Raw genomic sequence first — 20,706 nt, 5'->3', positions numbered from 1 at the left:
GAGAGGTTTCTCGGGCAACTAGCCGACCACAAAGAAAGATGACCAGGACGGTCTCCACGGAGGGGTAATGCAGCAGCCAATCAGGGTCGTAGTCGCGGACGATCATCCGGTGATCTTGTTCGGCGCCGAGCATGCGCTACTTAAGTTCCCGGGCATCCAGGTCGTCGGCCGTGCCCGCCAGTCCACGGAACTGATCAAGGCGCTGCAGACTACGCCGTGCGACGTGCTCGTCACCGACCTTGCCATGCCGGGTGGCCAGTACGGCGATGGCCTGCCGCTCATCGGCTATCTGCGCCGCAATTTCCCGAACATTCCTATCGTCGTCCTTACGATGCTCGAAAACGCGGCGCTCCTGAAGCGGCTGGGTGAACTCGGCGTGATCGCGGTGGTTCACAAATCCGACGACTTGAGCCATATCGGACTCGCCGTGCAGCACGTGAGCCGCAATCTCGAGTACATGAGCCCGCAGGTGAAGGTGGCGCTCGAATCGTTGCGCATCAACAGCGGCGGCAAGAACGAGGAAGTCATCCTCTCGAAGCGCGAACTCGAAGTGGTGCGGCTTTTCGTTTCGGGCATGACGATCAAGGAAATTTCCGAGAAGCTCAATCGCAGTATCAAGACGATCAGCACTCAGAAGAACACGGCCATGCGCAAGCTTGGGCTCGATCGCGACTCGGAACTGTTCCAGTACGCACAGAGCAACGGCCTGCTCAATCTTTCGTCGCATGCGCCCGACGAAGGCCTGGCCGGCGACGCCGCGCCCTGAGCGCGCGCCGCCGCATAAAGTTTTGCGCGGCGCATGAAAAAAGCCAACTGTCTTTCGGACAGATGGCTTTTTTTGCTTGTGAACGGGGCGCGCGGCGGATGCGGCACGCGCAGCCCGCTCGCAGGCTTATTGCGGTGCCGAGGTCGCGCCGCCGTGTGCCGCCGACCATTCGGCCGGTGCGTGGAGGAACTTCTCGACTTCGTCGAGCGTCTTCGTTTCGAAGTAGCCCGATTCCTTGGCGACGCGCAGCACGTCCCACCACGTGGCGAGTGCGTGCAGGTCGACGTCGATGTCCTTCAGGACCGAGACGCTTTCCTTGAAGATGTTGTAGTGGAACAGCACGAAGCAGTGGTTCACCTGTGCGCCGGCGGTACGCAGCGCGTTGATGAAGTTGATCTTGCTGCGGCTGTCCGTGGTCAGGTCCTCGACCAGCAGCACGCGCTGGCCTTCGGTGAGCAGACCTTCGATTTGCGCGTTGCGGCCAAAGCCCTTCGGCTTCTTGCGCACGTACTGCATCGGCACCATCAGGCGGTCCGAGAGCCATGCCGCGAACGGGATGCCCGCGGTTTCGCCGCCGGCGACGGCGTCGATCTGCTCGTAGCCGACGTCGCGCAGAATGGTGGCTTCAGCCATTTCCATCAGGCCGCGGCGCACGCGCGGATACGAGATCAGCTTGCGGCAGTCGATATAGACTGGGCTCGCCCAGCCGGAAGTGAAGATGAAGGGTTTTTCGGCGTTGAAGTGCACGGCCTTCACTTCGAGCAGCATTTTCGCGGTTGCGTCCGAGATCGTCTGGCGATCGTAGCCTGTCATGGGCGAATCCTTGGATAGATGAATGCGGAGGAGGGTGGGCGCTGGGCCCGATGGCGCTGGCACGGCGAGTCTGCGTGGCATGCAGCGGAACTCGCGATGCGCGGCCCGGATGGCGTCGATCGTCTGAGGTTTGGCCTCTGGCGACTCGCCTGCTCCGGACGGTTTTTCTTGCGCGCGTAGCCGAGTATTTTACCCGACTTGACGATCGCCGACGAGTCGCGCTGACAGTGTTCGTCGGCTTTATAGGGTGGGATCTGGGTTGCGCGGGGGAGTGTGCCGGCCATGCGGTTCTGGTTGTGGCTGCGTGGGCGCGCCAGTAAACTCACGCCGTTTTTCGTCTGGCACGCGCCCCCAAAGGATTGTTCGAATGACCACCGCCTCCCGTCCTGGACCACCTTCTACACCTTCCGAATCATCGGAACTCTCTCCTGCCGATACCGCCATCGCGCCCGCTGCCGTTCCGCATACAGGAAGTGAAACCTTGCACGAGGGGCCCGTGGGCGGTCATGCCGTGCGCGCGCTGATTGCCTCGGTGCTCGGCTACGCCATGGACGGCTTCGACCTGCTGATGCTCGGCTTCATGCTGCCCGCCATCAGCGCGGATCTGCATCTCTCGGGTGCGCAGGCCGGCTCGCTCGTCACGTGGACGCTCGTGGGCGCGGTGGTGGGCGGCATCGTGTTCGGGCTGCTTTCGGACCGCTTCGGGCGCGTGCGTGTGCTCACCTGGACGATTCTGGTGTTCGCCGTCTTCACCGGGCTGTGCGCGCTCTCGCGTGGCTATACCGACTTGCTGATCTACCGGACCATCGCCGGCATCGGGCTCGGGGGCGAGTTCGGCATCGGCATGGCGCTGGTTGCCGAGGCATGGCCCGACCGGCTGCGTGCGCGGGCGTCGTCGTATGTCGGGTTGGGCTGGCAGGTCGGGGTGCTCGCCGCGGCGCTGCTCACACCGTGGCTCCTGCCGCTGATCGGCTGGCGCGGCATGTTCGCGATCGGTCTTTTGCCCGCCGTGGTGTCGTTCATCGTGCGCCGGAGTGTGGAAGAACCCGAGCTGTTCGTGGCCCATCGGGCGCGTGTCGAACGGATGCAGGCCCGGGCGCCTGCACACGAGCGCGGCGCTTGGCTGCGTGCACTTCGCCTGCTGGTCGCCGACGCCCGCACGGCGCGCGCGAGTCTCGGTGTGACGGTGCTCTGCTCGGTGCAGAACTTCGGCTACTACGGGCTCATGATCTGGCTGCCCGCCTATCTTTCGAAATCCTTTGGCTATTCGCTCACGAAGTCCGGTCTCTGGACCGCCGTGACCGTCTTGGGCATGGCGCTCGGGATCTGGCTTTTCGGCGTGGCGGCCGACCGTTTCGGGCGCCGGCCCACGTTCCTGTTCTATCAGGTGGGGGCGGTGGTGATGGTGTACGTCTACGCGCATCTGAGCACGCCGTTCGCGCTGCTGATCGGTGGAGCGGCCATGGGCGTGTTTGTGAACGGCATGATCGGCGGCTATGGCGCGCTCATTTCGGAGCTCTACCCGACCGCCGCGCGCGCGACCGCCCAGAACGTCCTTTTCAACATCGGCCGGGCGGTGGGAGGCTTCGGGCCGCTCGCGGTCGGCGCGATGGCGGCCCGCTATTCGTTCACGGCGGCGCTCGGCATGCTGGCGGCGATCTACGTGCTGGACATTCTCGCGACGCTGTTCCTGATCCCCGAACGGCGCGGCGCAGCGCTCGAATAAGCGCTGAATTTCGCGGGGACGGCATATCGAGATGCGGCGCAACGTCGCATCTCGCGTCTCGTTGGCGCGCATATGGGGCCCGATATAGCGCCATGCGCCCCAAGTTTTTCAGTGACTCCAGCGCGCTACAAATTCCCGGTATCAGTCTTTGCCCCGACTCGCTGCGATCATGGCGAGGTGTACACTAATCCCCCGCCATTTCGCCCGCGCCGTTTCGCCTATGGTCCGGGCCTGCCGCCGCTGCATTTGCTGCATGTGCGCAGGACCCGCTATCGCCGAAAGCCCGAGCGTCGCGTGAACCGGCGGGCCTACGAACATAAAATTTCACTCGTCTCTCACGTCCTGGCAGGCCCGAAAATGGATGAACAACTGAAGCAAAGCGCGCTCGCGTATCACCAGAATCCGAAGCCCGGCAAGATTTCGGTCACGCCTACCAAACCGCTCTCCAATCAGCTCGATCTCTCGCTCGCGTATTCGCCGGGCGTGGCAGCGGCTTGCGAGGCGATTCACGCCGATCCGCTCGATGCGCAGAAGTACACGTCGCGCGCCAACCTCGTCGGCGTCGTGACCAACGGCACGGCCGTGCTCGGTCTCGGCAACATCGGCCCGCTCGCGGCCAAGCCCGTGATGGAAGGCAAGGGCTGCCTGTTCAAGAAGTTCGCCGGCATCGACGTGTTCGACATCGAACTCGACGAGAACGACCCGGACAAGCTCGTCGAAGCCATCGCCATGCTCGAGCCCACGCTCGGCGGCATCAACCTCGAAGACATCAAGGCGCCCGAGTGCTTCTACATCGAGCAGAAGCTGCGCGAGCGCATGAAGATCCCCGTCTTCCACGACGACCAGCACGGCACGGCCATCATCGCTTCGGCGGCCATCCTCAACGGCCTGAAGGTCGTGGGCAAGGAGCTCGGCAGTGTGAAGCTCGTGTGCTCGGGCGCGGGCGCAGCGGCCATCGCCTGTCTGGACCTGCTCGTGAAGCTGGGTCTGAAGAAAGAGAACATCCTCGTTGCCGACTCGAAGGGCGTGATCTACGAAGGCCGCGGCAATCTCGATCCGTCGAAGCAGCGCTACGCCGCCAACACCGAAGCGCGCACGCTCGGCGACGCCACCAAGGCCGCTGACGTGTTCCTCGGCTGCTCGGGCGCGGGCGTGCTCAAGCCCGAGATGGTCAAGGAGATGGCCGACAAGCCGCTGATCCTGGCGCTGGCCAACCCGGAGCCGGAAATCCGCCCGGAAGAGGCGAAGAAGGTGCGTCCGGACGCGATCATCGCCACGGGCCGTTCGGACTACCCGAACCAGGTCAACAACGTGCTGTGCTTCCCGTTCATCTTCCGCGGCGCGCTCGACGTGGGCGCCACCACTATCACGGAAGAGATGAAGCTCGCATGCGTGCGCGCGATCGCGGAACTCGCCGAAGAAACCGACCAGGGCGACGAAGTGGCGAAGGCCTATGAAGGCCACACGCTCGAATTCGGCCCGGAATACCTGATTCCGAAGCCCTTCGACCCGCGCCTCATCATCAAGATCGCGCCGGCAGTCGCACAAGCCGCGATGGATTCGGGCGTGGCCACGCGCCCGATCGCCGACATGGACGCCTACCGCGAGCAACTCGGCGCGACCGTCTACCGCTCGGGCATGGTGATGCGCCCGGTGTTCGTGGCGGCCAAGGCCAACAACGCGCGCATCGTGTTCGCCGAGGGCGAGGACGAGCGCGTGCTGCGCGCCGCGCAGTTCGTGCTGACCGAGAAGATTGCCCAGCCCATCATCGTGGGCCGTCCTTCGGTGGTCGAGATGCGCCTGAAGAAGATGGGCTCGAAGCTGCGACCGGGCACCGACTTCGAGATCGTCGATCCCGAAGACGATCCGCGCTTCCAGAAGAGCTGGCAGGCATACCACGAGCTTGGCGCGCGCCATGGCATCACGCCTGACGTCGCGAAAGCGTCGATGCGCAAGTTCAACACGCTGATCGGCGCGATCCTCGTCCATCTGGGCGACGCGGACGGCATGATCTGCGGCCTCATGAACAGCTTCGACTATCACCTCAAGTACATCGAGCAGGTGCTGGGCAAGGCGACCGACGCCGACAACTACGCAGCGATGAACCTGCTGATGCTGCCGGGCCGCAACCTCTTCATCAGCGACACGTACGTGAACGAAGTGCCGAGCGCCGAGCAACTCGCCGACATGACGATCCTCGCTGCGCGCGAGATCGAGAAGTTCGGCATCACGCCGAAGGTGGCGCTGCTGTCGAGCTCGAACTTCGGCAGCGTGCGTTCGTCGACCTCGCAGCGTATGCAGGCTGCGCGCGAACTGATCGCCGAGCGCGCACCGCAACTCGAAGTCGATGGCGAAATGCACGGCGACGCGGCGCTCTCCGAGCTGATCCGCAAGCAGTCGTTCCCGGGCACGACGCTCACGGGCGAAGCGAACCTGCTGATCATGCCGAACGTTGAAGCGGCGAACATCGCGTACAACCTGCTGAAGGTGGTGGGCGGCGAAGGCGTGACGGTGGGCCCGTTCCTGCTGGGCGCTTCGAAGCCGGTGCACATCCTCACGCCGGCGGCGACGGTGCGACGCATCATCAACATGACGGCTGTGGCTTCGGCCAATGCCAAGGTGAACAAGGCCGCGCGTTAAGCGGGGTTTTGCGAGCCGCATGAATGAGAAGGGCGCTCCGCTTCTGGCGGAGCGCCCTTCGTTTTTTACGGCTTTGAAATTGCGGTCAAGCCACGATCATGCCGCGTGGCGCGCCGTCCCGTTCTCCGGCGAGCGCCATTTTGCGAGCAGCGTCGCCCATTTCGCGCGCGTGGCGTTGAGGTTGTTCTCCTTCACGTGGCCGTAGCCGCGAATCGCATCGGGCAAATTCGCAAGCTCGATCGCGAGCGGGAGGTTCGCCTCGCTCAACCCTCCGATGATTTCGCGCACGAGCGCCTCATACTCGCTGATCAGCGCGCGTTCGTGGCGGCGTTCCTCGGTGCGGCTGAACGGATCGAACGCCGTGCCGCGCAGGAACTTGAGCTTCGCCAGCACGCGCAGAGCCGTGAGCATGCGCGGGCCATACTGCTTCTTCACCAGATGGCCCTTGTCGTCGTGCTTCGCAAACGACGGCGGCGCTAGATGGAAGTTGAGCTTCCAGTCGCCCTCGAAGCTCGCCTTGAGCTTCTCGACGAAAGCCGGATCGGCATAGAGGCGCGCAACCTCGTACTCGTCCTTGTACGCCATCAGCTTGTGCAGGTTCTTCGCGACGGCTTCGGTCAACGGCTGTTCGTTCGGGCCGCTATCCAGGCTGGTATCGGCGCGATCGAGCTTCGCTTCGGCACGGCGCACCTCATCGACGAATGCAAGATAGCGTTGAGCATAGGCCTCGTTCTGGTACGCAGTGAGATATTGCGCGCGCTTTTCGATCAGCGTGTCGAGCGCCTTGGGCGTGTGCAGTGCAACGATCTTTGCGCTGCCGGCATCGGCGTCCGGCGCCTGCGATTTCACAAGCCGGTCCACGGCCTCGCGGTCGTGCGCGACGCGTCGGCCCCATTCGAACGCGGCGAGATTCTTTTCGACCTGCACCGCATTCAACTCGATCGCGCGCGTGAGCGATTCATGCGTGAGGGGCAGCCAGCCGCGCTGCCACGCGTAGCCGAGCACGAACGGGTTCGTGTAGATCGCGTCGCCGAGCAGGGCGAGCGCATAGCGGTTCGCATCGACGGTGGCGACGTTATCGGCGCCGGCCGCCGCGCGCACGTCGGCTTCGGTGTTGGAGCCCGGGAATCGCCACTGCGGGTTCTTGATGAACTCGGCGGTGGGCGTGGGCGCGCTATTGAGCACGACGTGGGTCTGGCCTTCCTGTATGCGCGAAACGCAGTCGTCGCTGGCGGTCACGATGGCGTCGCAGCCGATCACGAGCCCCGCCTCGCCCATGGCGATGCGCGTCGCGTGGATGTCCGCCGGGCGGTTGGCGATCTGCACGTGGCTCATCACCGCGCCGCCCTTTTGCGCGAGGCCGGTGACGTCGAGCACGGTCACACCCTTCGCTTCGAGGTGCGCGGCCATGCCGAGCAGCGCGCCGATCGTCACCACGCCGGTGCCGCCCACGCCCGTCACGAGCACGCCGTAGGGTTGGCCGATTGCGGGGACATCGGGCATCGGTACGGGCGGCATTGCGTCGCCCACCACCGTGTTCGATTTCGGCTTGCGCAACTGGCCGCCCTCGACCGTGACGAAGCTCGGGCAGAAGCCCTTCACACACGAGAAGTCCTTGTTGCAGGTGGACTGGTTGATCTTGCGCTTGGTGCCGTATTCGGTGTCGAGCGGCTCGACGCTCAAGCAATTCGATTGCACTGAGCAATCTCCACAGCCTTCGCAGACCGCCTCGTTGATGACGACGCGCTTCGCCGGATCGGGATACGTGCCGCGCTTGCGGCGGCGGCGTTTCTCGGTCGCGCAGGTCTGGTCGTAGATCAGGATGGTCGTGCCGGCAATCTCGCGCAGTTCGCGCTGGATCGCGTCTAGCTGGTCGCGATGGTGGATCGTCACGCCCGGCGCGAGCGTGGTGGCGCCCTGGTACTTTTGCGGCTCGTCGGTCACGATCACGATCTTCGCGGCGCCTTCGGAGGCGAGCTGATGCGTGATCTGCGGCACGGTGAGCACGCCATCCACGGGCTGGCCGCCCGTCATGGCGACCGCGTCGTTATAGAGGATCTTGTAGGTGATGTTTGCCTTCGAGGCGATCGCCGCCCGGATCGCGAGCAGGCCCGAGTGGAAGTAGGTGCCATCGCCGAGGTTCGCGAACACGTGCTTGTCGTTCGTGAACGGTGCCTGGCCGACCCACGCCACGCCTTCGCCGCCCATCTGGCTGGAGGTGCTCGTGCTGCGGTCCATCCACACGGTCATGTAGTGGCAGCCGATGCCGGCCATCGCGCGGGAGCCTTCGGGCACATTGGTCGACGTGTTGTGCGGGCAGCCCGAACAGAACCAGGGCTTGCGCTCGGCCTGCACACGCGGCTTCGCGAGTGCTTTTTCCTTTGCTTCGATCACGGCGATGCGCGACGCGATGCGCGCGCGCACGTCCGAGGGCATCTCGAACTTGTCCAGACGCGTGGCGATGGCCTTGGCGATGATCGCGGGCGACAGTTCATAGTGCGCGGGCAGCAGCCAGTTGCCCATCGGCACCGACCATTCGCCGCCGGCGCCGTCCTTTTCGTCGAACTTGCCGTACACGCGCGGGCGTTGCGCGTCGGGCCAGTTGTACAGCTCTTCCTTGATTGCGTATTCGAGGATCTGGCGCTTTTCCTCGACCACGAGAATTTCTTCGAGCCCGCGCGCGAACGCATGCGCGCCCTGCGCTTCGAGCGGCCACACGCAGCCGACCTTGTAGAGCCGCAGGCCGATGCGCGAGCAGGTTTCGTCGTCGAGACCGAGGTCTGTGAGCGCCTGGCGAACGTCGAGATACGCTTTGCCGCCCGTGATGATGCCAAAGCGCGCGTGCGGCGAATCGATTTCGATGCGATCGAGCTTGTTGGCTCGCACATAGGCGAGGCCCGCATACCACTTGTAGTCGAGCAGCCGCGCTTCCTGCACGAGCGGCGGATCGGGCCAGCGGATGTTCAGACCGCCCTCGGGCATTGCGAAGTCTTCGGGCAGGACGATGCGGGTGCGATGCGGATCGATCTCCACCGATGCCGACGATTCGACCACGTCGGTCACGCACTTCATCGCGACCCAGAGGCCCGAGTAGCGGCTCATCGCCCAGCCGTGCAGCCCGAAGTCGAGATATTCCTGCACGTTCGAGGGGAACAACACAGGCAGGCCGCAGGCTTTGAAGATGTGCTCGGACTGGTGCGCGAGTGTGGACGACTTGGCGGCATGGTCGTCGCCGGCGAGCACGAGCACGCCGCCGTGCGGCGACGAGCCAGCGGAGTTGCCGTGCTTGAACACGTCGCCGCAACGGTCGACGCCGGGGCCCTTGCCGTACCACATGGAAAACACGCCGTCGTATTTCGCCGATGGGTACAGGTTCACCTGCTGCGAACCCCACACGGCGGTGGCGGCGAGGTCTTCGTTGACGCCGGGCTGAAATACGACTTGATGGGCGGCGAGATGCTGCTTGGCCTTCCAGAGGGACTGATCGAGGCCGCCCAGCGGCGAGCCGCGGTAGCCTGAAATGAACCCCGCGGTATTGAGACCGGCGGCCTTGTCGCGCTCCTGCTGCAGCATCGGCAGGCGCACCAGCGCCTGGATGCCGCTCATATACGCGCGGCCGCGTTCGAGGGTGTATTTGTCGTCGAGCGTGACGGAAGCGAGTGCGGCTTCGAGCGAAGCGCGCTGACCGGCTTCTAGCGGGGCATTCATTATGTGTCTTCCTCCATTCAACCAATCCGTTGTGGGATCGCCAGAACTTCGTGTGCCCTCGGCGTCTTTTGAACGCGTCGGCCAAGGCTCGCCATCGTGGCTTCTTTTGAGCGATGGTAGCACTCGGGCCAACCCGCCGCCCCCACGGGAAACCCTGCATGAATCGTGCGCACCACCGGGTTCTGTCGGGCTGGATTCAGTGGTGGGGTAAGGGCTCTGAAAGCGCTGAAGGGGCTGTGTAACAAATGATGTGTCAGAGTTGGGTGCGAGGTAACGGCATGTAAAAGTTGCACCGCAGGGGGCTACCCTTGAATATCCTCTGTACCTCCCTCATTTGTGCAAACCGCGACGCGCCCGAGAAATTCAGGGTGCGAATGGGCCATTGCGCAGTGAAAGGTTGTTTCAAAATAGGAGTACCGCATGAACAATCGACATATCCAGACCTTCCTGACGGTCTCGGCCGCGTTCTTCGCCATGAGCGCGCCCCTGCATTCGAACGCCAGCACGAAAAGCGGCGCGAATGCATCGACGTCATGCGCGCAGTACACGCTGTGCGCCAAGGCTGACTCGAACGCCATGCCGACTGTGAAGGTCGGGCCGAGCGTCAAACGTTAATCCCGATGCAGCGCTGATCCGCGCAGCATTCCATTCATCAGAATCCGTTGCCGGGTGTGCGGCGGCGGATTTAAAAACTAAAAAGGGCGAAGATCATGCGATCTTCGCCCTTTTTGCGTGCTGAAACGCGGAATTTCGTCAGGCTCAGGCCTTGTCTTTCACCACGCCGCGGCGGATCTGGTCGAGTTCGATCGATTCGAACAGCGCCTTGAAGTTGCCCTCGCCGAAGCCCTGATTGCCCTTGCGCTGAATGATCTCGAAGAAGATCGGGCCAATCTGGTTCTCCGTGAAGATCTGCAGAAGCAGGTCTTCGGGCATGCCGTCGATCAGGATCTTGCGCTTCTTGAGCTCGTCCAGCGGCTCGCCGTGATTCGGAATGCGGCGGTTCACGAGCTCGTAGTACGTGTCGATCGTATCGAGCAGCGCGATCTGCGAGGCGCGCAGGCCATCCACCGTACGGTAGATGTCATTGCTGCCGAGCGCGATGTGCTGGATGCCTTCGCCGTGATACGCGTCGAGATATTCCTGGATCTGGCCGGCCGTTTCGCCGCCTTCCTCGTTGATCGGAATGCGGATCTTGCCGCAGGGCGAGGTCATCGCCTTCGACTTCACGCCCGTCACCTTGCCTTCGATGTCGAAATAGCGGATTTCGCGGAAGTTGAAGAGGCGTTCGTAGAACTCCGCCCATTCGTTCATGCGGCCGCGGTGCACGTTGTGCGTGAGGTGGTCGATGTAGGTGAGGCCGTGGCCGGCCGGGTTTTGCTCGGCGCCCGGAATCGGCTCGAAGTCGACGTCATAGATGCTGATGTCGCCGATGCTGCCCGGCGCCGCGTCGTTCTTGCCGCGCCAGCGGTCGACGAAATAGATCAGCGAGTCGCCAATGCCCTTGATCGCCGGGATGTTCAGCTCCATCGGGCCGGTCTTGTTGTCGAAGCCCCAGGCGCCCAGTTCGAGCGCGTGCTTGTAGGCCTTGGCGGCGTCCTGCACGCGGAACGCAATCGCGCAGATCGACGGCCCGTGCAGGCGTGTGAAACGCTGTGCGAACGAATCCGGCTCACCGTTGACGATGAAGTTGATGTCGCCCTGGCGGTACAACGTCACGTCCTTGTGCCGATGGCGCGCCACGGCGGTGAAGCCCATGTTTTCGAACAGCTTGCCGAGCGCCTTGGGGTCCGGCGCGGTGTATTCGATGAACTCGAAGCCGTCGGTGCCGACGGGGTTCTCCCAGGTGGGAACGTGCATGGCTGTCTCCTATGACGATCGCGGAATGGTGACTACGTGCGGCAAAGTGTAGCTGTCCAGATTGGGCGAAAGCTTGCGAGTTGGGTCGTCTGACCGACTATTTGCGCTATAAACTGTCTTTGTTGAGGTATTAGGTGGCAGAAAATGGCGAACATCGAACTGGACGCGATTGACCGGCGGATTCTGGCGACTCTTCAGGAAAATGGCCGGCTCTCGAATCAGGAAATTGCCGAGCGTGTGAATCTCTCTCCAAGCCCATGCTTGCGGCGCATTCGGCGGCTCGAGGAGATTGGCGTGATACGCGGCTATGTGGCGTTGCTCGACGCGCAAAAGCTCGGGCTCGACCTGCTGGCCTACGTGAACGTGCGGCTGGAAAAGCGCGGGCCCACGGCGGCAGGGCGCGAAGGAGTTACCCACGCGGAGCTTTTTCGCGCGGCCGTGCAGACCTGGCCGGAAGTGGTGGCGTGCCACGCGATGACGGGCGACATGGATTTCCTGCTGCGCGTGCAGGTGGAGGACATGGCGCACTTCTCGCGTTTCGTGCAGGACCAGTTGCTGCATCACCCTTCGGTGATCGACGTGAAATCGAGCTTCTCGCTCCAGACCTTCAAGGAGACGACGGCGTTACCGATCCTGTGAGCCGTCGCGTGCCCACTCCGCCCGGCAGATGTAAAAAAAGCGGCCGAAGCCGCTTTTTTTCGATTTACTTCACCCGATGGGGCAGGAGTCATGCCGCAACCGCTTGCGGGAGGATCGTCTCGATCAGCCGCGACGCCTGGCGGGCCTGGCGCTTGAGCGCGTAGTCGAACACGGCAGCCTGCTCTTGAAGCATTTCCGCGATGATGCTGCTCTGGTCGGCGGGATCGAGCGAGAGGTACGCATCGGCTTCGCCGTAGGCGTACTCGATCTTCATGCCCGACTTCTTCGCGATATGCATCATGGTCGAGTTGCGCGACAGGCAGTGCATATAGAGCGTCGTGACGTGCGTGTTGCGGCTGCGAATAGCGGCGCGTTCGAACAGCTTCGTGCCGACGCCCTGGCCGCGCGCGGCTTCGAGCACGGAGACGCCGAACTCGGCTGTGCGGCCGTTGCCGTCCGCCGGCAGATAGGCCAGGTGGCCGACGCCCATGAGTTGCAGTTGGTGATCGAACACGCCGAAGACGGTGTCGCGCGTGAAGTCCATCGAGCGGACGTAGTTCTCGATCACATGGTCCGGTGCGGCCTGGCCGAAGCGCAGGAGGCGGTCCTCGGTGTCGAGCGCGAGGAAGTGAGTCAGCAGGCGCTCGCGATCGGCGGAGGTGAGGACGCGCACCATGGCCGGCGAATGACCGGACGACAGCGAGCGGCCGGACGGCAGGATGGGCTCGTTGGTTGGGGTCGGATACTGGGTCATGATGGGTTCTCCTTGGAATGCGAGGTGCAGCGCATGCATGATGCGATGCAAAACGAATTCTAGCGGAAACCCTGGGTGTGATCTAGGGAAAACCCGTATTTGTGGCCTGAGGGCTGCGTCTAATTTTTCAGAATTCAGTCGTAATCAGTTGATTTTAAACAGATATTATTTTTGGATAACTTGACGCATCAATTATTGTGTCGGCATGTCTTGTTGCGATGCATCAATTCGATCTGAAAAATCGTGGCTGATCAGGCGGCCTTCAGGCCGTGGTCGATCATCTCGATGACCTGCTCCGCGAAGTCCCGGTAGCCCATGCGCCCGCCCGGCTTGAGCCAGGTGAAGGTCCAGTTGATCATGCCGAACACCATCATGGTCAGCGAGGTCTGATTCTCCGCCGTGACGCGGCCGGGGTAGGCGCGAGCAAGCTGGCGCGTGAACGCGGCGACCACGTCGCGCTGGCGGTTCAGGACAATCTCGCGTTGTGAATCGACGAGGTACTTCACGTCGTTGAGCAGCGCCACATGGCGGCTGTGCGAGGTCTCGTATTCGGCGAGGAATGCGCGGATCAGCTCGGCGAACGTCTCGTGCTCGTTCAGGCCCCGCCGCTGGCTGGCGCCTTCCACCTCGGCAATGATCAGCATCAGCCGCTTCGTGTAGCGGTCGAGCAGGTCGAAGAGGATGGCTTCCTTGCTCTCGTAATAGTGGTAGAGGCGCGCTTTCGAGGTCCCGCTCGCCGCCGCGAGGTCGGACATCGACGTGCTCGGATAGCTCGTCTGTGCGAACTTGGCTGCCGCAAGCTCGAGAATCTGGTCGCGTTGCGTTTCGTGGTCGGGCGCTCGGGTGCGTGCCATGGCGTGTCAGCGGGAAAAGGAAAGATGGGCGGCGGTATGGGGGAGCGAGGGACGTGCTGCGCGCGAGCCGTGGGCGGCGGCGCCTGCGCAGGATTCAGCAGCGCTCGCGCGGGCGACGCACATGTCGTCGCGCAGACGCAATTCGCCGGCCGTGGCTAGTTCGCGCAGGCGCCAGAGCACTAGCGGCTCGCCGACCGTGAAGCCCGCGCCACGCCGCACGAGCGCTGCGCCGAGCGTGTCGCATGCGAGCCAGGGCGTGCCTGCCGTGCCCGGCCTGGCGTGCGCACCCTCTAGCGTGGCCGCGCCAAGGATCTCGAGGATCAGCGTATCCAGATCGGCCCACGTGCCGCTCGTGAACGTATTGTTGCGCCATCGGCGCATCTCGCCGTTGGCGAATTTCGCTTCCTGCCATTCGAGCGCGAGCCGGGTGATGCGCAGCACCGAAATCGGCGCGGCGTCCGGCAGGTGCGCCAGAAGGCGCGCGGCAGTGGCGTCGGGCGGGCCGGCCAGGTCGCCGGCGGCGAGGCGCACTTCGTTCAGGCGCTGCGGCGCGTTGCGCAGCCGGTAGCAGGCGCGCCGCAGCGCGAGTTGGTCGGCAGCATCGGGCGTGTGCCAGATCACCACGTGAGAATCGTCGGCCTCCAGCGCGGCAAGCGCCATGCAGTCGTCCTGGACGAGTGTCTCGGACACGCCGCCAAGGCGCTGCCAGAAAGCCGCGCGCTGTGCGGCGCCCGGGTCGCCGGCCTCGTCGATGTCGCGCAGAGGCCCGGCCGTCAGGTCGTCGGCAAGTGCGATCACGTGCGCGGCTGTTCCCGCCGCACCAGCGGTTTCGCTGCCGCGCGAAGCTTCACGGGCCTCGAGGGCCTGGAGCAGCGCAGCCGCTGCCGGCTCGCCGTGGATGAGGTGGATCGTGGTCATCGACAACTCGTTGCGTTCGGGTCGAACGCCGAAGACGCCTGAATGCGCGCCAAAGACAAAAGGGGCCGCCCGCCGGTGTTGCATCGCTGCGCTGCAACACCGGCGGGCGGCCCCTAGTGTAAGCGGATCGCCGGAGGGCTGAAAGCGTGTCGTTGATCTAAGGCTTATTCCCGAATCCTGATGACGCTGGACCGCGTGGCAGGGGCACGCACAGGCCCCGCCGCTTTCATCATCGTTCGTCGAAGCTCACCACCACGCGCTCGCTGACCGGATGGCACTGGCAGGTGAGCACGAACCCGTCCTGCACTTCCTGTTCTTCGAGCGTGTAGTTCTTGTCCATCTTCACTTCGCCCTCGAGCACCTTCGCGCGGCAGGTGCAGCACACGCCGCCCTTGCACGCGTAGGGCAGCGCGAGCCCCGCTTTCAGGCCGACGTCGAGCAGGCTCACACCCTCGTAGGGCAGGCGCATCTTGCGCTTCTTGCCGTCGATGACGATCTCCAGATCGGCGGCCGGCGTACTTTCGGTGATCTCGACCGCCGGCACGCCCGCCTGCGGCAGCGGCGAGCCGAAGCGCTCGACGTGCACCTTCGGCTGCGGCAGGCCAGCTTCCTTGAGCGCGGCTTCGGCGGCGTCCATCATCGGCGCCGGGCCGCAGATGAACGCTTCGTCGATTTCGTCGACCGGCAGCAGCGCCGCGAGGAACTCCGCGCATTTGGCCTGATCGAGCACGCCGTTGAAGAGCTCGACGTCCTGAATGTCGTCGGAAAGCACGTGATAGAGCCGGAAGCGATCCATATAACGGTTCTTCAGGTCTTCCAGGTCCTCGGCGAACATGATCTGGTCGACACTGCGGTTGCCGTAGACCAGCGTGAACGTGCTGCGCGGCTCCGTTTCCAGCGTCGTCTTGATGATCGCGAGCACCGGCGTGATGCCCGAGCCACCTGAGAACGCCACATAGTGCTTGCCGTGCTCCGCGTTCAGGTGCGTGAAAAAGCGACCATCGGGCGTCATCACGTCGATTTCGTGGCCCGGTGCAAGCTGCTCGAACGCGAAGTTCGAGAAGCGGCCGCCGCGTACACGCTTGATGCCGATGCGCAACTCGCCGTCGCGGTCGTAGTCGGTCACGCCGACGCAGATCGAATATGAACGGCGCGTTTCCTCGCCTTCGATGTGGGTCTTGAGCGTGACGAACTGCCCCTGGGTAAAGCGATACGCGTCGCGCAGCTCGGGCGGGACTTCGAAAGCGACAGAGACCGCGTCCGCGGTTTCGGGCCGCACTTCGCGGATGCGCAGCGAATGGAATTGCGGAGTGGCCATATCAGTACGGTTTGAAGTAGTCGAAGGGTTCGCGGCAATCGATGCAGCGGTACAGCGCCTTGCACGCGGTCGAGCCGAATTGCGCGAGGCGCTCGGTATGGTGCGAGCCGCAGTGTGGGCAAGCGGGTGCGGGCAGCAGCTTCGGTTTCGCCATGAAGGAGATGGGCTGTTCGCCGGCCGGCGCCGTGCCGCCGCCGCAGTTGCCGGTGGGCGGCGCGATGCCGTAGGCGCGCAGCTTCTCGCGCGCGGCGTCGGTGATCCAGTCGGTGGTCCACGCGGGCGTGAGGGTGGTCTCGATGCGGTAGGGCGCAAGTTCGGCGATATCGAGCGCGTGCGCGACGTCCTCGGCGATCTGTGACATCGCCGGGCAACCCGAATAGGTGGGCGTGATGATCACTTCGATCTGGCCGTCGGCGGCGCGGCGCACGTCGCGCAGGATGCCCAGTTCACGGATCGACACGACCGGGATTTCCGGATCGGGCACCGTTTCCAGCACTTCCCACGCACGCTCGAGCGCTTGATCTGCGGTCGCTTGCATCGTGACTTCCTCTTTTCCTGCGAGTGTGAAACCGTGGGCGCTTACCAGCGTGCGCCCGGATGCTGGCGCGCGAGGCTTTGCATCTCGGCGAGCACGAAGCCCATGTGTTCCGAGTGCTCTCCGAACTTGCCGGTCGTGACGTGCTTTACAGGCGCGGGCGCGGTGAGCGTCGCTTCTTCGAACGCGGCTTCCACGTCGGCGCGCCACGCGGCTTCGAACTGCGCCGTGAGCGGCGCGATGCCGGCTTCGGCGACAGCCGTTTCCACGGCGTCGGTGCTGAAGAACTCGCGTGTATACGGCATCAGCCAGTCGAGCGCGGCCTGGGCGCGGCGATGCGATTCTTCCGTGCCGTCGCCGAAGCGGATCAGCCACTCGCGCGCATGATGGACGTGGTAGCGCGTTTCCTTGATCGAACGTTCCGCGATCGCAGCCAGTTGCGGGTCGGCGGAACGCAGCAGCGCGGTCCATAGATGCCCCATCAGCGCGGCGTAGAGAAAGTTGCGCACAATCGTCACGGCGTAATCGTTGGCCGAATGCGTGGTGCCGGCGAGCGGGCCGAAGTGGGGCAGTTCCGCGAGCGTGTAGTTCGCGAATTCGCGCTCGGCGCGGAAGTAGGCGTAATCGTCCTCGGTGCGTTCGCGGCCGTTGAGCGCCTTTTCGAGCGTGGCGGCGTGCGTGTAGAGCAGGCGCGCCTGGCCGATCAGGTCGAGGCTCATGTTGGCGAGCGCGATGTCCTCTTCGAGGATCGGGCCGTGGCCGCACCATTCCGTGTTGCGCTGACCGAGGATCAGCGCCGTATCGGCAAGGCGCAGCACATATGCCAGATGTTCTTGCGTGGGCGTCGTCATGTGGGCGCTCTTACATGTGGTTGACTTCATCGGGCAGCGTGTAGAACGTCGGGTGGCGATAGATCTTGTCGCCGGCCGGCTCGAAGAGTTCGGCCTTCTCGCTGGGATCCGAAGCCGTGATCGCCGACGACGGCACCACCCAAATGCTCACGCCTTCCTGACGGCGCGTATAGACGTCGCGCGCCATGCGCAGCGCCATCGAGGCGTCGCTGGCGTGCAGGCTGCCGCAGTGTTTGTGATCGAGGCCCTGCTTGCTGCGCACGAACACTTCCCAGATCGGCCATTCCTTGTTCATCGTGGATCTCCTTCCTGCTTCCAATATTGGTTAGGCGGTTGGTTACGCGGCGTGCTTTTCGGCGCGCTGACGCTGCTTTTCGGCATGGGCGAGGGCGGCTTCGCGCACCCAGGCACCTTCGTTGTGCGCCTTCACGCGCGTGCCGAGACGTTCGCGATTGCACGGGCCGTCGCCGTTCACGACGCGCCAGAATTCTTCCCAGTCGATCACGCCATAGTCGTAGTGACCGCGTGCTTCGTTCCATTTCAGATCGAGGTCGGGCAACGTGACGCCCAGCACCTTGGCCTGCTCGACCGTGGCGTCGACGAACTTCTGGCGCAGATCGTCGTTAGAGATGCGCTTGATCCCCCATTTGGCCGACTGGTTGCTGTGGACCGAATCGGCGTCGCTCGGGCCGAACATCATCAGCACCGGCCACCACCAGCGGTTCACGGCCTGCTGGACCAGCACTCGCTGCGCTTCGGTGCCTTGCATCATGGCGAGCAGGGCGTCGAAGCCCTGACGCTGGTGGAACGACTCTTCCTTGCAGATGCGGATCATCGCGCGTGCATACGGGCCGTAGGTGCAGCGGCACAGCGGGATCTGGTTCATGATCGCAGCGCCGTCGACGAGCCAGCCGATCACGCCGACATCGGCCCATGTGGGCGTCGGATAATTGAAGATGCTCGAATACTTGGCCTTGCCGGCGTGCAGCGCGTCGACCAGCTGGTCGCGCGAAACGCCGAGCGTTTCCGCCGCGCTATACAGATAGAGGCCGTGGCCCGCTTCGTCTTGCACCTTGGCAAGCAGGATGGCCTTGCGCTTGAGGCTTGGCGCGCGCGAGATCCAGTTGCCTTCTGGCAGCATCCCGACGATTTCCGAGTGCGCGTGTTGCGAAATCTGGCGCACGAGCGTCTTGCGATAGGCTTCGGGCATCCAGTCCTGCGGCTCGATCTTGCCGTCGGCGGCCATGATGGCGTCGAACTGCGCCTGCTCTGGCGATGCCGCGTCCGCATCGAGCGGAGCGACATTGCCGGGAATGTCGAGGGATTGCGTGTACATGAAGACGCTCTCGTCGGTGTTGGGTATGGCGCAGTATAAACCAACCGACCGGTCGGTAAATCAATTTTTTGCGCTTTGTCAAAAGGAGCTCGAGTGCGGTGCGAACTTCGGGTGCGCCGCTACTGAGTTTTAGTGGATGGACGGCTGAGCGTGGCGGATTTCGCGCGTAGCTTGCACTATCGACGGGCATTACTTTTGTCAGGACGATAGAAGGTCGCGGGCCGGGCTATGCGGCACAATGGGCGCTTTGCCCGCTTACTCCCTCACTCATTTCCGGATGAAGATTTCCCTCGCCACCACCGCGGCTGGTTCCGCGCTGCTCGTTGCACTCGCTTTTTCCGCGCCTGTATTTGCCGAACAGCCTTCCGGCGCCCCATGGGTGACGAGCTGGGCGACGCCGCTGCAGTCCATTCCCCAACGCGATGCGCTGCCGCCGCTCTATCGCGCGCCGGACGTCGCCGGCCGGACGGTCAGGCAGATCGTCTATCCGACGCTCGGCGGCGATGTCGCGCGTGTGCATATCAGCAATCTCTATGGGCGCACGCCGCTCGTGATCGAGGCAATGGCGATTGCGCCGTCGGCTGGCGGTGCGGCGGTCAGCGAGGCCGGGACGGTGCGAGTGACGTTTGGTGGGCGGACGTCGGTGTCCTTGCCGCCCGGCGCCGAGCTCGACAGCGATCCGGTTCGAATCGGTCTGAAGCGCGGCGCGCCATATGCAGTTAGCACCTTCATGGGCGCTCAGCAGAAGATGGTTGCCTGGCATCGGGTGGCGAGCCAGCTGAACTATGTGTCCCGCCCCGGCGACCACGTGGCTGATCCGTCGATCGGCGCGTTCACCCAGCGCTTCACGCAATATGCGTGGGTGACGGGGCTGGCGGTCGAGGCGCCGGGGGCGTCGACGATTGCCGCGATCGGCGACTCCATCACCGACGGCATGCGTTCATCGCTCAATGAAAACCGGCGCTGGCCCGATGCGCTGGCGCGCCGTCTCGCGCGCGAGCAGAGCGCCAATCTGGCTGTGATCGATATGGGGATCAGCGGCAACCGCCTGTTGAGCGATTCTCCTTGCTACGGTGAGGCGCTCGAGCGGCGCTTCGAACGCGACGCGCTGCGTCCGGGCGTGCGGGCGGCCGTACTGCTCATCGGCATCAACGACATCAACTTCCAGGCGATGCCGGCGCGCTCGGGCCTCGACTGCGATTTCCCGCATACGCGCGTGAATGCCGACGACCTGATTGCAGGGTATCGGCGCGTGATTGCGGCTGCGCATGCTCGCGGCGTGCGCATTCTCGGCGCGACGCTCACGCCGGCGGCGCTGCCGCCGGAACGCGAAGCGATCCGTGTGAAGGTGAACGAGTGGATCCGCACTAGCCATGCATTCGATGGCGTGGTGGACTTCGATGCGGCGCTGCGCAACCCCGCCGATCCGCTGCGCTTGCGCAGTGAATACGACAGCGGCGACCATATTCACCCGAGCGACGCGGGCTACGCGGCGATGGCGAACGCTGTCCCGCTGGCGGCGTTGATCGGGAAGTAAGGTATTTGTTCGCAGGGGGCTTGCGCATCTGATTCGCTAGCGCTAAGATTCGCCCCCTTCGCTAGCTGAAGTCCGGCAGCGAAGCCTGCCGCGAGAAACGGCGGGGGTGTGGAAGTCGACAGTTTTTAAACGGTGACGTTAAAAAAGATGTTGACGAAACGCGAAAGAGTCTGCATAATCTCGTTTCTCTGCTGCTGACGCAGCAACGCAGAAAGAAGCCGGTAGTTGAGTGGTTGTTTGAACGAAACTGCGCGGCAACTTCGCGATCGATCTTTAAAAATTTACAGCCGATAAGTGTGGGCGCTTGATGGGTTTCGTGACCTGGTGATTCCTTCGGGAGTGACCGGGAGTAGCGAAAGTATCAAGAGTCTCACACAAAAGTAAGTCAGGTTTTTGAATTTATTCAGAAAACCTGTCAGCACTTTGAGTGAGCGACCGGTCTCGAGAGAGACCG

The 20,706-nt window shown here is 63.7% G+C and carries 17 protein-coding genes; 6 read left to right on the top strand and 11 right to left on the bottom strand.

The window, feature by feature from the left end; all coding sequences use genetic code 11:
* Positions 1–67 precede the first annotated feature (67 nt).
* A complete protein-coding gene (locus tag HV773_RS04725; RefSeq protein WP_129563041.1) occupies positions 68–766 on the top strand; it encodes a response regulator in 699 nt (232 codons plus the stop codon).
* 126 nt (positions 767–892) lie between these two features.
* Here HV773_RS04725 and HV773_RS04720 read toward each other — a convergent pair whose 3' ends face one another.
* A complete protein-coding gene (locus HV773_RS04720) occupies positions 893–1,579 on the bottom strand; it encodes an orotate phosphoribosyltransferase (RefSeq protein WP_028203433.1) in 687 nt (228 codons plus the stop codon).
* 547 nt (positions 1,580–2,126) lie between these two features.
* Between HV773_RS04720 and HV773_RS04715 the strand changes: the two genes are divergently transcribed.
* The gene (locus tag HV773_RS04715) at positions 2,127–3,305 is read left to right on the top strand and encodes an MFS transporter (protein WP_377729789.1); all 1,179 of its coding nucleotides are present in this window, start codon (positions 2,127–2,129) and stop codon (positions 3,303–3,305) included.
* 357 nt (positions 3,306–3,662) lie between these two features.
* On the top strand, positions 3,663–5,945 hold the full coding sequence (locus tag HV773_RS04710) for an NADP-dependent malic enzyme (RefSeq protein WP_129563039.1): 2,283 nt from the start codon (positions 3,663–3,665) through the stop codon (positions 5,943–5,945).
* Positions 5,946–6,041: 96 nt separating this feature from the next.
* On the opposite strand, the gene HV773_RS04705 is transcribed toward HV773_RS04710, so the two are convergent.
* On the bottom strand, positions 6,042–9,653 hold the full coding sequence (locus tag HV773_RS04705) for an indolepyruvate ferredoxin oxidoreductase family protein (protein WP_129563038.1): 3,612 nt from the start codon (positions 9,651–9,653) through the stop codon (positions 6,042–6,044).
* 420 nt (positions 9,654–10,073) lie between these two features.
* Between HV773_RS04705 and HV773_RS04700 the strand changes: the two genes are divergently transcribed.
* Entirely contained in the window at positions 10,074–10,268 is a 195-nt protein-coding gene (locus HV773_RS04700; RefSeq protein ID WP_129563037.1) for a hypothetical protein, read from the top strand.
* A gap of 144 nt (positions 10,269–10,412) precedes the next feature.
* Here the strand turns inward: HV773_RS04700 and hppD are convergent, their stop codons facing one another.
* Positions 10,413–11,510 (bottom strand): 4-hydroxyphenylpyruvate dioxygenase, encoded by a 1,098-nt coding sequence (gene hppD / locus HV773_RS04695; RefSeq protein WP_129563036.1) that lies wholly within the window; start codon positions 11,508–11,510, stop codon positions 10,413–10,415.
* Between the two features lie 144 nt (positions 11,511–11,654).
* On the opposite strand from hppD, the gene HV773_RS04690 reads away from it, so the two are divergent.
* Complete coding sequence (locus HV773_RS04690) at positions 11,655–12,149, top strand: Lrp/AsnC family transcriptional regulator (RefSeq protein ID WP_129563035.1); 495 nt, start codon at positions 11,655–11,657, stop codon at positions 12,147–12,149.
* An 88-nt stretch (positions 12,150–12,237) separates the two neighbouring features.
* On the opposite strand, the gene HV773_RS04685 is transcribed toward HV773_RS04690, so the two are convergent.
* The 8 genes from HV773_RS04685 to paaA form a co-directional block, all read right to left on the bottom strand.
* Entirely contained in the window at positions 12,238–12,903 is a 666-nt protein-coding gene (locus HV773_RS04685) for a GNAT family N-acetyltransferase (protein ID WP_129563034.1), read from the bottom strand.
* Positions 12,904–13,154: 251 nt separating this feature from the next.
* On the bottom strand, positions 13,155–13,757 hold the full coding sequence (locus HV773_RS04680) for a TetR/AcrR family transcriptional regulator (RefSeq protein WP_129563033.1): 603 nt from the start codon (positions 13,755–13,757) through the stop codon (positions 13,155–13,157).
* Between the two features lie 6 nt (positions 13,758–13,763).
* Entirely contained in the window at positions 13,764–14,675 is a 912-nt protein-coding gene (locus HV773_RS04675; RefSeq protein WP_129563032.1) for a DUF1835 domain-containing protein, read from the bottom strand.
* 229 nt (positions 14,676–14,904) lie between these two features.
* The gene (paaE, locus tag HV773_RS04670) at positions 14,905–15,993 is read right to left on the bottom strand and encodes a 1,2-phenylacetyl-CoA epoxidase subunit PaaE (protein ID WP_129563031.1); all 1,089 of its coding nucleotides are present in this window, start codon (positions 15,991–15,993) and stop codon (positions 14,905–14,907) included.
* 1 nt (position 15,994) lies between these two features.
* Entirely contained in the window at positions 15,995–16,531 is a 537-nt protein-coding gene (gene paaD / locus HV773_RS04665) for a 1,2-phenylacetyl-CoA epoxidase subunit PaaD (protein WP_129563030.1), read from the bottom strand.
* A gap of 41 nt (positions 16,532–16,572) precedes the next feature.
* Positions 16,573–17,379 (bottom strand): 1,2-phenylacetyl-CoA epoxidase subunit PaaC, encoded by an 807-nt coding sequence (paaC, locus tag HV773_RS04660; RefSeq protein ID WP_129563029.1) that lies wholly within the window; start codon positions 17,377–17,379, stop codon positions 16,573–16,575.
* Between the two features lie 10 nt (positions 17,380–17,389).
* Positions 17,390–17,674 carry a 1,2-phenylacetyl-CoA epoxidase subunit PaaB gene (gene paaB / locus HV773_RS04655; RefSeq protein ID WP_028221708.1) on the bottom strand — a complete coding sequence of 95 codons (285 nt, stop codon included), beginning with the start codon at positions 17,672–17,674 and terminating at the stop codon, positions 17,390–17,392.
* Between the two features lie 42 nt (positions 17,675–17,716).
* Positions 17,717–18,715, bottom strand: a complete 999-nt coding sequence (paaA, locus tag HV773_RS04650) for a 1,2-phenylacetyl-CoA epoxidase subunit PaaA (RefSeq protein ID WP_129563028.1) — start codon at positions 18,713–18,715, stop codon at positions 17,717–17,719.
* A gap of 277 nt (positions 18,716–18,992) precedes the next feature.
* On the opposite strand from paaA, the gene HV773_RS04645 reads away from it, so the two are divergent.
* Positions 18,993–20,252: an SGNH/GDSL hydrolase family protein gene (locus HV773_RS04645; protein ID WP_129563027.1), complete on the top strand. Its 1,260-nt coding sequence runs from the start codon at positions 18,993–18,995 to the stop codon at positions 20,250–20,252.
* Positions 20,253–20,706 lie beyond the last annotated feature (454 nt).

The sequence above is a fragment of the Paraburkholderia caffeinitolerans genome (genome assembly GCF_902859945.1).
Taxonomy (GTDB): domain Bacteria; phylum Pseudomonadota; class Gammaproteobacteria; order Burkholderiales; family Burkholderiaceae; genus Paraburkholderia; species Paraburkholderia caffeinitolerans.
The sequence above is the reverse complement of the archived record's forward strand: the minus strand, read 5'-3'. Positions and strand labels throughout refer to the sequence as shown.

What these genes read in the sequence shown, in the direction of transcription:
- HV773_RS04700 (WP_129563037.1), top strand. Translation starts at nt 10,074, where the DNA reads ATGAACAATCGACATATCCAGACCTTCCTGACGGTCTCGGCCGCGTTC.
- HV773_RS04680 (WP_129563033.1), bottom strand. Translation starts at nt 13,757, where the DNA reads ATGGCACGCACCCGAGCGCCCGACCACGAAACGCAACGCGACCAGATT.
- HV773_RS04645 (WP_129563027.1), top strand. Translation starts at nt 18,993, where the DNA reads ATGAAGATTTCCCTCGCCACCACCGCGGCTGGTTCCGCGCTGCTCGTT.
- HV773_RS04725 (WP_129563041.1), top strand. Translation starts at nt 68, where the DNA reads ATGCAGCAGCCAATCAGGGTCGTAGTCGCGGACGATCATCCGGTGATC.
- paaE (WP_129563031.1), bottom strand. Translation starts at nt 15,993, where the DNA reads ATGGCCACTCCGCAATTCCATTCGCTGCGCATCCGCGAAGTGCGGCCC.
- HV773_RS04710 (WP_129563039.1), top strand. Translation starts at nt 3,663, where the DNA reads ATGGATGAACAACTGAAGCAAAGCGCGCTCGCGTATCACCAGAATCCG.
- paaC (WP_129563029.1), bottom strand. Translation starts at nt 17,379, where the DNA reads ATGACGACGCCCACGCAAGAACATCTGGCATATGTGCTGCGCCTTGCC.
- hppD (WP_129563036.1), bottom strand. Translation starts at nt 11,510, where the DNA reads ATGCACGTTCCCACCTGGGAGAACCCCGTCGGCACCGACGGCTTCGAG.
- HV773_RS04675 (WP_129563032.1), bottom strand. Translation starts at nt 14,675, where the DNA reads ATGACCACGATCCACCTCATCCACGGCGAGCCGGCAGCGGCTGCGCTG.
- HV773_RS04720 (WP_028203433.1), bottom strand. Translation starts at nt 1,579, where the DNA reads ATGACAGGCTACGATCGCCAGACGATCTCGGACGCAACCGCGAAAATG.
- HV773_RS04685 (WP_129563034.1), bottom strand. Translation starts at nt 12,903, where the DNA reads ATGACCCAGTATCCGACCCCAACCAACGAGCCCATCCTGCCGTCCGGC.
- paaB (WP_028221708.1), bottom strand. Translation starts at nt 17,674, where the DNA reads ATGAACAAGGAATGGCCGATCTGGGAAGTGTTCGTGCGCAGCAAGCAG.
- HV773_RS04690 (WP_129563035.1), top strand. Translation starts at nt 11,655, where the DNA reads ATGGCGAACATCGAACTGGACGCGATTGACCGGCGGATTCTGGCGACT.
- HV773_RS04715 (WP_377729789.1), top strand. Translation starts at nt 2,127, where the DNA reads ATGGACGGCTTCGACCTGCTGATGCTCGGCTTCATGCTGCCCGCCATC.
- paaA (WP_129563028.1), bottom strand. Translation starts at nt 18,715, where the DNA reads ATGTACACGCAATCCCTCGACATTCCCGGCAATGTCGCTCCGCTCGAT.
- paaD (WP_129563030.1), bottom strand. Translation starts at nt 16,531, where the DNA reads ATGCAAGCGACCGCAGATCAAGCGCTCGAGCGTGCGTGGGAAGTGCTG.
- HV773_RS04705 (WP_129563038.1), bottom strand. Translation starts at nt 9,653, where the DNA reads ATGAATGCCCCGCTAGAAGCCGGTCAGCGCGCTTCGCTCGAAGCCGCA.